Annotated in this window: 5 protein-coding genes; all 5 read left to right on the top strand. The window is 44.9% G+C overall.

Annotated features, from left to right (window positions below):
* Position 1: 1 nt before the first annotated feature.
* On the top strand, positions 2-7,852 hold the full coding sequence (locus G4O42_RS09205) for a non-ribosomal peptide synthetase (RefSeq protein ID WP_032875086.1): 7,851 nt from the start codon (positions 2-4) through the stop codon (positions 7,850-7,852).
* A 324-nt stretch (positions 7,853-8,176) separates the two neighbouring features.
* Complete coding sequence (locus tag G4O42_RS09200) at positions 8,177-9,715, top strand: glycoside hydrolase family 43 protein (protein ID WP_032875084.1); 1,539 nt, start codon at positions 8,177-8,179, stop codon at positions 9,713-9,715.
* Between the two features lie 51 nt (positions 9,716-9,766).
* Positions 9,767-11,038 (top strand): glucuronoarabinoxylan endo-1,4-beta-xylanase XynC, encoded by a 1,272-nt coding sequence (gene xynC / locus G4O42_RS09195; RefSeq protein ID WP_032875082.1) that lies wholly within the window; start codon positions 9,767-9,769, stop codon positions 11,036-11,038.
* A 143-nt stretch (positions 11,039-11,181) separates the two neighbouring features.
* Positions 11,182-11,889: a response regulator transcription factor gene (locus G4O42_RS09190; RefSeq protein ID WP_032875080.1), complete on the top strand. Its 708-nt coding sequence runs from the start codon at positions 11,182-11,184 to the stop codon at positions 11,887-11,889.
* Positions 11,890-11,891: 2 nt separating this feature from the next.
* On the top strand, positions 11,892-13,292 hold the full coding sequence (locus G4O42_RS09185; RefSeq protein WP_032875079.1) for a sensor histidine kinase: 1,401 nt from the start codon (positions 11,892-11,894) through the stop codon (positions 13,290-13,292).
* Positions 13,293-13,301: the final 9 nt, after the last annotated feature.

Below are 13,301 nucleotides of genomic sequence, written 5' to 3'. Positions count from 1 at the left end.
AATGTCAGAATTCAAACAACAGGAGTTGTTCTGGGGCCGAATGTTTCACACGGAAGACCGTCCCAGTGCATTCCCTTCGTTTCAAGTGTCCGACTCAACAGTAAAGCGTGATATAACAAGCGGATCTGACTGTATTCACAGTTCATTGAGTGCGGATGTATCACAGCGCATCCTGACGATGACGAACCAAACGCCAATGGCCGTCTATCTGGTTCTCCTGATCGGAATTGAATCCCTTTTATACAAATACACGGGGGAAGAGGGCGTGATTACAGGGGTTCCAACCTTTGAAGACGAAACTGATGAAGATCTTCGTTCAGACCAGCTCATGTTAATCAAACAGCATATCAATTCCGGCAGTACGTTTAAATCAATTTTCCATGAATTGAAACATACGCTGGACGAAGCGATCTTATATCAGGACGTTCCCTTTGATAAAATGGCCGGACAGCTGAGGCTGAACTACAATGCAAATCATTTGCCGATCATCCATACAGTCGTTTCACTAGAGCAAATTCATTCTGATGGTTTCATAGAAACGGCTGCTGCAGATGCTTTATTTCAGTTTGCTATGGGTGAAGACTTGATTGACCTAAAGTTATGTTTTAATGAACAAGTCTATGACCGTCAGTATATGATGCAGGTGCTCGGACATTTAAACCGGATATTTTCTGTCATATTATTTCAGCCTGACCTCCCCCTCGGCCAAGTGAATATTTTGCCAGAATCGGAGACACATACACTTCTCGTTGACAATCAAACTGCGAAAACTGAATATCCGCGGGATAAGACGGTTTATCAGTTATTCGAAGAACAGATGAAACGAACACCGGATCAAGCAGCCGTTATTTGCGGAGAAAAGCAATTCACATATCGCCAGCTCAATGAACGTGCCAATCAATTAGCCCGAACGTTAAGGAAAAAGGGGGTAAAGACGGACCGGCTCACTGCGATTATTTGCGAACATGAGATCGAATTGGTCGTGGGAATACTGGCCGTTTTAAAAGCGGGAGGGGCCTATGTGCCAATTGATCCGGATTACCCGAAGCATCGCATACAGTATATAGTAGAAGACTCCCAAGCTGATATCATCCTGACGCAGAGCCATCTTCAAAAACAGTTGGAACTTGCGGGCACAATGGTTTTCCTCGATCAAGAAAACTCTTACCACGAAGACGGCTCTGACCTGGAACCGATCAGCAGTACGAAGGATTTGGCTTATGTCATTTATACGTCAGGCTCCACAGGCAAGCCTAAAGGAGTGGCAATTGAGCACCAGGGCTTAACCAATTATATTTGGTGGGCCCGCCGGGTCTATGTCAAAGGGGAAAAAACCAACTTTCCCCTATATTCGTCCATCGCTTTTGATCTGACGATAACGTCTGTTTTCACTCCGCTTGTTACAGGAAATTCCATTATTGTCTACGGAGGAGAAAACAGTGCTGCCTTGCTTGATTGCATTATTCAGGATTCAAGGACGGATATTATCAAGCTGACCCCGGCGCACCTGCAGTTATTGAAAGAGATGAATATCCCTGCTGAGTGCACCATTCGGAAATTCATTGTCGGCGGTGACAATTTAAGCACGCGGCTCGCCCGAAGCATCAGCGGGAAATTCGGCGGAAAAATCAAAATTTTTAACGAATACGGGCCTACAGAGACAGTCGTCGGCTGTATGATTTATTCCTTTGATCCGCAAAACGACAGACGGGAATCAGTGCCGATCGGAACCGCCGCAGACAACATGAACATTTTCGTGCTGGATAAGAGCATGAAGCCGGTGCCGGCCGGCGTCCCGGGAGAAATCTATATCAGCGGGGACGGCATCGCCAGAGGATACTTGAACAGAGCGGAATTAACAGCGGAAAGATTTTTGCAGCACCCCTTTGTGCCAGAGGTGAAAATGTACCGGACGGGAGATTTAGCAAGGCGACTCCCGGACGGAAATATCGAATATTTAGGCCGGATCGACCACCAGGTGAAAATCCGCGGTTACCGCATTGAAATCGGGGAAGTCGAATCCGCATTTTTCCAAATACCGCCGATTCAAGAAGCTCTCGTTATGGCACAAGAAACCAACGGGGAAACATCCTTGTGCGCCTATTATACCGCACAGCATTCTTTAACCGCAGGCGAAATTCAGGAGCACCTGTCCCGGCAGCTTCCGTCCTATATGATCCCTGCTTATTTTGTACAGCTGGAAGCGATGCCGCTTACTTCCAACGGAAAAATAGATCGCCAGGCGCTGCCTGCTCCAACGGGAAATCTCACTGGCAATCCCTATACAGCTCCGCGGACAGAATTGGAAAAGATACTGGCCAGGGTGTGGGAATCGGTATTAGGCGCAGAACAGGTCGGAATCGATGATCATTTCTTTGAGCTGGGAGGAGATTCGATTAAGTCGATTCAGGTGACCTCAAGCTTATATCAAGCCGGGTATAAGCTTGACATCAAACACTTGTTCAAACACCCGACGATCTCCGGGCTTGCTCCTTTTATTGAGCCCGTTACCCGAATCGCAGAACAAGGGGAAATCAAAGGCCGTACCTTATTGACGCCGATTCAGCATTGGTTTTTCGCCCGGCAATACCCTGATCCGCACCATTATAATCAATCTGTCACGCTTTATTTTAAAGAGGGGTTGGACGAATCGAAGCTTCAGAAAGTCATGAAGAAGATGGCCGAGCATCACGATGCTTTGCGCATGGTCTATGTTCAAGGAGATCATGAATACGAAGCCAGAACCCGCGGGATCAGTGAAGGAGAATTATTCAGCCTCGACGTGTTCTCTTTACTCGAAGAAAACAACCCAGCCGAAACGATTGAAACGATAGCCAATGACATTCAGCAATCCATCCATCTAGCCGATGGTCCGCTCATGAGACTGGGATTGTTTCAATGTCAAGATGGCGATCATTTGCTGATTGCGATTCATCATCTGGTTGTAGATGGCGTATCGTGGAGGATTTTACTTGAGGATATAATGTCAGCTTATGAGCAGCTCCAAAACGGAGAAGCGATCACGCTCCCTAAGAAGACGGATTCCTATCTGTTATGGGCTGAACGATTGAAACGTTATGCAGAAAGTCCGGAATTTGAAGCGGAAAATCAATATTGGCTTGAGCAGAAACATATCTCGCAACACAAATTGCCAAAGGACAATGAGCAGGAGACCGGTCTGGCCGAAGACCGGGAAACGATCATCGTCCAATGGACAGAGGAAGAAACCGAGCGTTTATTAAAAAAATCGAACCGGGCCTATACGACTGACATTAATGATTTATTGCTGACCGGACTCGGAATGGCTGTTCATCGCTGGACGGAGCATGAAGAAATTCATGTTCATCTGGAAGGACACGGCAGGGAATCTATTTTTCAAGACGTTGATATTTCACGTACGGTGGGCTGGTTCACAACCCAATACCCGGTTTCTCTTCAAATCCAGGCGGACCGGGACATCTCCCAGCGGATTAGGACGGTGAAAGAACAGCTGCGTCAGATTCCCCAAAAAGGAATAGGATATGGACTGATGAAATATTTGTCCGATCACCCGAAGGCATCAGAATGGACCGGACATCCGGAAATCAGCTTCAATTACCTAGGACAATTTGATCAAGATTTCGAAAATGGAGGAATCGAGGTATCTCCTTACTCCGGAGGGAAAATTGCAAGTGACAGACATCCCATTGCCTATACGCTTGACATTAACGGCATGATCTCAGACGGCCGGCTGTCATTGGCCATCAGTTACAGCGGTAAACAATATCGAAGAGAAACAATGGAAACATGCGCAGCTCTCTTAAAGAACAGCCTAAAAGAAGTCATCGAACATTGCGCAGCTCAAGAAGACATTCACCTGACGCCAAGCGATATCTCGCTGAAGGACATAACAATCGAGGAATTAGATCAATTTGTTCAGCAAACACAGCATATCGGCGACATTGAAAATATATATCCTTTAACTCCCATGCAGAAAGGTATGCTGTTCCATAGTTTAATCGATTCGGCTTCCAGAGCTTACTTTGAACAAGCCGCTTTTGATCTCAAAGGCGACTTGGATATCGAGGCATTTACAATGAGTTTGTCGCAGCTGGCGGAAAGACATGAGATTCTCCGGACTCATTTTTATACGGAATGGAAAGATCAGCCTTTGCAGATCGTATTCCGAAAAAAACCGATCGAAATAACTGTTGAAGATATTCGAAGCATGAAGAATAAACAACGAAACGAGTTCATTGCCGGCTTTGTACAAAAAGATAAGGCAAGAGGATTCGACCTTACCCAAGATGCGTTAATGCGCGTATCAATCCTTCGTACAGAGGATGACCAAGTCCGGTTGATATGGAGCTTCCATCATATTTTAATGGATGGCTGGTGTCTGCCTCTTATTACGAATGAAGTATTTGAAACCTATTATGCGATTCTTGATAGAAGAAAAGCGGAGCGGGAAGCCGTCACTCCGTACAGCCGATATATCGAATGGCTGGAAAACCAGGATCATAAGCACGCTTCAGCCTATTGGCAGAAATATTTGGATGGTTATGAAGGACAAACCGCTTTGCTGAAAAAAACCGATTCAAACCAAGGCAAAGGATATCAAAAACAAAGGCTTGCAAGCCGGCTCGGAAAACAGCTGTCAGAAGAAATCAGACAGACTGCAAGCAAGCATCACGTCACCGTGAATACATTCATTCAAAGTGCGTGGGGACTATTGCTGCAAAGATACAACAACAGTCAGGATGTCGTTTTCGGGTCGGTTGTATCCGGCCGCCCGGCAGAAATTCCGGGTATTGAATCCATGGTCGGTTTATTTATCAACACCATTCCCGTACGTATTACCGCTCAGCCTGAAATGACTGTGGAACAAGTGTTGAAAATGAGCCAGGAGCAGGCATTGGCTTCTCAGGCGTATGATACATTTCCGTTGTATGAAATTCAGGCTCAAACCGAACAAAAGCAGCAGCTGATCAGTCATATCATGGTATTTGAAAATTATCCGGTCGAGAAACAAATGGAGCATATGAAACCGAATCGTGACGCGCTGGACATTATCAATTTCCATATGGAAGAGCATACCCATTATGATTTCAATTTCATTGTCATGCCCGCGGGAGAAATCGACATTCATTTTGTATACAATAGCAACGTCTATGATCATGCAAGTGTCAAGCGGATGGAAGAGCATTTTATACAAATCATTAAGCAGATGGTGAACAGTCAGGCGATTCGCGTCCAAGACTTGGATATACTTACGGGGGATGAACGTTCGCTCCTTATAGAGGCATTTAATGATACGGAAGCAGATTATCCAAAGGAAAAGACGCTTCATAAATTGCTTGAGGAACAAGCACAGCGTACGCCTGATCAAACGGCTGTCGTATACGGGGAAAGCCAGCTGACATACCAGGAACTGAATGAAAGAGCCAATCAACTTGCCCGGACATTGCAATCAGAAGGCGTGCAGCCGGATCAGCCGGTCGGGATTATGGCCGAACGTTCCTTGGAAATGATCGTAGGACTCTTCGGAATCTTAAAAGCCGGCGGCGCGTATGTGCCAATCGATCCGAGCTATCCGGAAGAACGGATTCACTATATATTGGAGGATTCGGATACGAAGCTGTTGTTAGTACAGAGTCACTTGAGGAAAAGCGTGCCTTTTACGGGAAAAGTGCTTGACCTGGAAGATCCGCGATTCTCTTGGGAAGATGGTTCAAACTTGAAACAGACGGCCGGACCGAATCACTTAGCTTATGTTATCTATACTTCGGGATCAACAGGCCGACCGAAAGGGGTTATGGTGGAACACCGATCCGTAATCAACCGTCTCGTTTGGATGCAGGAACATTACCCGCTGGATAAGCAGGATGTCATTCTGCAAAAAACCCCAATCACCTTTGATGTATCGGTGTGGGAGTTGTTCTGGTGGTCGATGACTGGTTCTAAAGCGGTATTGCTTCCAAACGGAGGGGAAAAGAACCCTGACGTCATCTTAGATACGATTGCGCAGAAAAATGTCACCGTTATGCATTTTGTGCCTGCGATGCTGCATGCTTTTCTTGAGTCCATGGAGCAGAAATCCGACGAGGAATTAAAGAGAAAGCTGGCATCATTAAAATATGTATTTGCAAGCGGCGAGGCTTTGACGCCTGCGCACGTTGCCGGGTTTCATCGCTTGATCACACCGGCGGGTGAGGCTCAAATCATCAATTTATACGGGCCGACCGAAGCGACGATCGATGTATCGTATTTTGAATGCGAAGCGGGAGAAACGCTTAACTCAGTTCCGATAGGTAAACCGATTTCCAACATTCAATTGTATATCGTACACCCCCAATCGGAATATTTTCAACCGCTCGGTGTGGCAGGAGAGCTGTGTATCGCCGGAGACGGGCTCGCACGGGGCTATTTGAACCGCCCGGAGCTGACGGCTGAGAAGTTTGCGGCTCACCCATTTGAAGCAGGGAAGCGGATGTACCGGACAGGCGACTTGGCAAGATGGCTGCCCGATGGTAATATCGAGTATTTGGGACGAATCGATCATCAAGTGAAAATCCGAGGCTACCGGATAGAACTCGGCGAGATCGAAGCATCTTTATTACAACTCGATGCAGTCAAAGAAGCGGTCGTTATCGCGATTGAAGAAGAGGGCTCAAAGCAGCTGTGCGCCTACTTGTCAGGTGACGGGTCAGTAAATACGGCGCAGCTGAAGCGTCATTTACTGAACAAACTGCCCGCTTATATGATACCGGCTTACTTTGTCCAAATGGAGAAGATGCCGATAACCGCAAATGGAAAAATCGATCGAAAAGCTTTGCCGACTCCTGAGGGAAATAGGCTTACCGGAACCGAATACGAAGCGCCCGGAACGTTAATTGAAAAGCAGCTGGCCGAGATTTGGAAGAACATTTTAGCTCTCAGCGACCCGGGAATTAAAGATAACTTCTTTGATGTTGGCGGCCATTCGCTCAAAGTATTGCAAGTTATTCATCAAATCAACGACCGTATGGGAATCAAAATGCATTATCAAGCCGTATACGATTTTCCTACCATCGAAACAATGGCACGCGCCATTCAAGCGGCAGTTTTCGAGTCCAAGACGGATAACGTATTCGTCAAGATGAATCAGAACGGTTCAATCCCTGTGTTCTGTTTCCCGCCTTTAATCGGATACGGGCTGGTCTATAATGAAATGGCGAAAAGACTTGACGGCCGCTGCACCGTCTATGCCGCTGATTTCCTAGAAGAGCCGTCTTACGAGCAAGAGATCGTTGACCGGTATGCAGAAAGCATGATAGGCATTCAGGAACAAGGGCCCTTTGTTTTACTTGGTTACTCCTCGGGGTCGAATTTGGCTTTTGAGGTTGCCAAAGCCTTGGAGAAGCGCGGACGCATCGTATCGGACATTATGATGCTTGATTCTAAAAGAGCCGTTTCGGTGAATTATTTTTCGGAAGAGGAAACCGAAGAGATCATTCATCGGAATCTGGATATCATTCCGGATTATTATAGAGAATTATTAACCATTCCTTCCATTAAGGATAAAATCAGAAGCTATCTCACATATCACAATAAACTGATCAATTCCGGCGCGGTGAACGCCAACATTCATCATTTTCTATGCGGCGAGTTGACCGATAGAGGATGGAAGCAATCAACCGCCCAGCATTACCTTGAGTACAAATTAAAAGGAGACCATGTGACGATCTTTGACCCTCACAATATTGAAGAAAATACGGATACAATTCGATCTATTATCAAAAGGATTGAAGAACGGCATCATCACGGACTTGTTCTTGAAGAACAACTGTCAATGGGATCGTTTGCGGGAGACGCAAAGTTTGACAAAATGTAAATGATCAAGTGTAAAACGCCGCTGGCCTGGCACTCAGCGGCGTTTTTATTAAAAAGGCGAGAGTCATACTCCTGTGTTCGCAAGGCTTACTCCAGAGCCGTTCTCCATGACCAGTTGTCATCAAATGGTAAAAAAATCATCATACATTTTAAGGAAAAAGGAGGATGTCAAGTTATTAGAAAAAAGTGTAGCGTATGTTTATAGGTACTAGCTCTATTATTGAGTCGCTTAACTGCGGAGTCTGCTTTTTACTGCCGGTACTGCAATTTGTTCTCAAATGGTAAAAGTTCCCTAAATTTAAAGAAAAAGGAGGAGCGTTAAGTTATGTATAAAAAATGTTGGGTATGCCTATGGGTCCTTGCTTTATTATTGAGTTGCTTCACTGGGAAGTCTGCGTATGCTGCCAGCACTCCAATTGCAAAACATGTTGGGAATTCAAATCCGCTTATAGACCATCATTTGGGAGCAGATCCGTTTGCGCTGACCTATAACGGAAGAGTCTACATCTATATGTCAAGCGATGACTATGAATATAATAGCGACGGAACGATTAAGGATAATTCATTTGCCAATTTGAATAAAATATCCGTCATATCTTCAGCGGATATGGTGAACTGGACAGATCACGGAGCGATTCCCGCAGCGGGTGCCAATGGGGCGAATGGCGGCCGGGGGATTGCCAAATGGGCAGGAGCATCATGGGCCCCGTCAGCCGCGGTGAAAAAGATCAATGGTAAGGATAAATTTTTCCTTTATTTCGCAAACGGCGGCGGAGGTATCGGGGTTCTCACCGCAGACAGCCCGACCGGCCCATGGACAGATCCGATCGGAAAACCGCTTGTAACGCCAAATACGCCAGGAATGTCCGGTGTTGTATGGCTTTTTGATCCTGCAGTATTCGTAGATGATGACGGTACCGGTTACCTATATGCCGGCGGAGGCGTTCCGGGCGGTTCAAATCCATCGCAGGGGCAATGGGCCAATCCTAAAACAGCAAGAGTCATGAAATTAGGTCCTGATATGACCAGTGTTGCTGGAAGTGCATCGACCATTGATGCGCCTTTTATGTTTGAAGACTCAGGGATGCATAAGTATAACGGAAAATATTACTATTCCTATTGTATCAATTTCGGGGGCGCGCACCCCGCCGATAAACCTCCAGGTGAGATCGGCTATATGACCAGCTCAAGTCCCATGGGTTTCTTTTCGTATAGAGGGCACTTTCTGAAAAATCCGGGAGCATTTTTCGGAGGCGGCGGGAACAATCACCATGCTGTTTTCAATTTTAAAAACGAGTGGTATGTGGTGTATCATACTCAAACTGTCAGCTCCGCTCTTTACGGAGCCGGCAAAGGATACCGTTCTCCCCATATTAATAAGCTTGTGCATAATCCAGATGGCTCCCTGCAAGAGGTAGCGGCAAATTTTGCAGGTGTCAAACAGCTATCCAACTTGAATCCATATAACCGGGTAGAAGCGGAAACGTTTGCCTGGAACGGACGGATTTTGACAGAGGCATCCTCAGCGCCCGGCGGGCCGGTCAATAATCAACATGTCACAAACATTCATAACGGAGACTGGATTGCTGTTGGAAATGCAGACTTCGGCTCAGGCGGCGCCAGGACGTTTAAAGCAAATGTAGCGTCCGCTCTTGGCGGGAAAATAGAAGTGCGGCTAGACAGTGCAAACGGTAAGCTTGTCGGAACCTTGAATGTCCCTTCCACAGGCGGAACGCAATCCTGGAGAGAAATAGAAACTGCGATAAGCGGCGCAACAGGTGTTCACAACGTATTCTTTGTATTTACGGGAACTGATACAGGAAACTTGTTTAACGTTGATTACTGGCAGTTTACACAAAGATAAGCAAAGATACGTTTTCTAAGTCCATAAAAGACATATGAAAGAGAGGAAAAAATGATGTCGAGCGTAAAAAAATCAATTTGTGTATTATTGGTATGTTTCACAATGATGTCCGTCATGCTCTTAGGACCGGGAGTTACTGAAGTTTCAGCAGCAAGTGATGCAACAGTTAATATATCTGCAGATAGACAAGTGATTCGCGGTTTTGGAGGAATGAACCACCCGGCTTGGATTGGAGACTTGACTGCAGCCCAACGGGAGACCGCTTTTGGCAATGGACAGAATCAGTTAGGTTTTTCGGTCTTAAGAATTCATGTAGATGAAAATAGAAACAATTGGTACAAGGAAGTGGAGACTGCAAAGAGTGCGATCAAACATGGAGCAATCGTCTTTGCTTCCCCTTGGAATCCGCCAAACGATATGGTTGAGACTTTCAATCATAATGGTGACACATCAGCTAAGCGGCTGAGATACGATAAGTACGCCGCATACGCGCAGCATCTTAACGATTTCGTTAATTTCATGAAGAGTAATGGTGTGAATCTGTATGCGATTTCTATGCAAAACGAGCCTGATTACGCTCACGAATGGACATGGTGGACGCCCCAAGAAATCCTGCGTTTCATGAGAGAGAATGCCGGTTCCATTAATGCCCGCGTGATTGCGCCGGAATCATTTCAATACCTGAAAAATATATCGGACCCCATTTTGAACGATCCGCAGGCGCTTAGGAATATGGATATCCTCGGAACCCACCTGTACGGCACTCAGGTCAGTCAGTTTCCTTATCCTCTTTTCAAACAAAAAGGAGGAGGGAAAGAGCTATGGATGACGGAGGTATACTATCCGAATAGTGACAACAATTCAGCGGATCGCTGGCCTGAGGCTTTAGGTGTTTCAGAGCATATTCACCATTCAATGGTAGAGGGAGATTTTCAAGCTTATGTGTGGTGGTACATCCGCAGATCATACGGCCCTATGAAAGAAGATGGAATGATCAGCAAACGCGGATACAATATGGCTCATTTCTCAAAATTTGTGCGCCCTGGCTATGTAAGGATTGATGCAACGAAAAATCCTGAACCGAATGTTTACGTGTCAGCCTATAAAGGAGACAATAAAGTCGTGATTGTTGCCATTAATAAAAATAACACAGGAGTCAACCAAAACTTTGTGTTGCAGAATGGAACTGCTTCGCAAGTATCCAGATGGACCACGAGCAGCAGCAGCAATCTTCAACCTGGAACGGATCTCAAAGTAACAGACAATCATTTTTGGGCCCATCTTCCGGCTCAAAGCGTGACAACATTTGTTGTAAAGCGTTAAAGGCATCAGCATCGCAATAAGCCAATTTTCTTACTTGAAAAAGAAAATTGGCTTATTTTCTGTGGGATAGAAGTGTTGATTTTTTTAACGATGCACAGACATTGGGTATAATAATGACAATGACTTCAAGGAGTGATCAATATATGTCACGGCTTCACAGCAAAGTATTAATCATAGACGACGAAAAAGAAATTTTGGAACTGATCAAAACCGTATTAATAAGAGAAGGCATTGATCGCGTGATCACCGCTTCGACTGCCCGTGACGGATTGGCTCAATTTCATCAAGAAAATCCCGATCTTGTGATATTGGATATCATGCTGCCAGACGGTGAAGGCTATGATATCTGCAAGCAAATAAGAGACATTTCACACGTTCCGATTATCTTTTTGTCTGCAAAGGGGGAGGAAACGGATAAAATTGTAGGACTTGCCATCGGCGGGGACGACTACATTACAAAACCCTTCAGCCCTAAGGAAGTTGCATATCGGGTCAAAGCGCAGCTGAGACGGGTCTCTTACTTACAGCCTTCTCAAACCGGAACCGTGATAAAAAAAGGGCCATTTGAATTAAACCAACAACAAGCCGAGCTCACCAAAAATGGAGCGGCTATTGAGTTAACACCTAAAGAACTTATGCTTATGACCTATTTTCTGCAGCATCCCAATCGGGTGATCAGTAAAGAAACACTCTATCAAGCTGTATGGGGAGAAGATTTCTTCGGTTCTGACAACACGGTGATGGTTCATATACGCAGGCTCCGTGAGAAAATAGAAAACATCCCATCAAAACCAGACTTTCTCGTCACTGTGAAAGGGTTAGGCTACAAATTTGCTGTAAAGGATGCGTAAGGATGAATTGGCGATTAACAGGCAGGTATATGGTCTCTGTCATTATCGTGACCATCATTACAGTCTTCATTAATTTATTTATTTTTATGTTTTTGCTCGTTTTCCAGGCGAACAGCCAACATGACGAAGAAAGCACACCGGAAACTTTCACAAGATCATTCCGACAATATGTCACGTTATCGAACAATGGTATCACAGTAAACAAAGAGGGCCAAAAAGCTTTAAAAGAGCAGAATGCATGGATTCAAATATTAGATGAAAACGGACAGGATGTTTATCATGATAGAGAACCTAAAGGACTGAAGGAAAAATATACGCCTATTGAAATTGTAAATTTACATAAATATAAGGATGAACGATTATTATCAACCATTTACGCCGGCGGAAAAAAAGTAAACGGCAAGGAGTACAGTTACTTTATAGGGTTTAAAAATCCCTCTCTCGGAAAATATGTCCTCTCATATGATACCAAGGAATTTGTGACGAAGTTCAATGCAGGGACCATCATATTATTATCAATAGATGCATTGATCGCGTTACTCATTGGCTATCTATTCAGCCGGCAGCTCACAAAACCGCTCGGCCGTGTCATTCAAGGAATCCAGCGGTTAGCTAATGGAGATTATACGATCAAAATAAAATCCAAAGGCATTTATAAAGATGTCTTCTATAATGTCAATCATTTATCGGAACAACTATCTTCAAGCAAAAAAGAAAAAGATAAATTAGAGCAAATGCGTGAAGAGTGGATCAGTCATATTTCTCATGACATTAAAACACCATTAGCATCTATTCAAGGCTATGCAGAAATCATCCAAGATCCAAATTACCATCTCACAGTCGAACAGATCAGAGAGTACGCCCAGATCATTGAGAGTAAATCCCTCTATATGAAAGATGTGATGGAAGATTTAAATTTAACGACAAGGCTGAAAAACAACGATGTGATGTTACATACAGAACGGGTAAACCTTGTATCGCTGCTGCGGGAAACGTTAATTGATATGTTAAACGATTCTAGATATGCGGATAAGTCCATTGAACTTCAAACGAACCTGGAAAAGCTGATGCTGAACCTTGATGCGATATTGATTCGGAGAGCGGTCACGAATCTCATTTTAAATGCCCTCGTTCACAATGATCCCGATGTGAAGATCGTTGTACAGCTTGAACAAAAAGAACGAACTCATGTGACAATTAAGGACAACGGCAAAGGGATAGAAGAAGAGGAGCTGGAGAAAGTGTTTGATCGCTATTACAGGGGCACAAATACAGGAACGACGCATGCAGGCTCTGGTCTTGGAATGGCCATAGCAAAGGATATTATCCAAAAGCACGGAGGGGACATCACCATTCAAAGCACCGCGGGAGAAGGGACAACGATAGATATACAATTATCATAATGGCTATAC

This window comes from Bacillus sp. LUNF1 (assembly GCF_011008975.1).
Taxonomy (GTDB): domain Bacteria; phylum Bacillota; class Bacilli; order Bacillales; family Bacillaceae; genus Bacillus; species Bacillus velezensis.
Note: the sequence above shows the minus strand (reverse complement) of the source record. Positions and strands in the feature narration are given on the sequence as shown.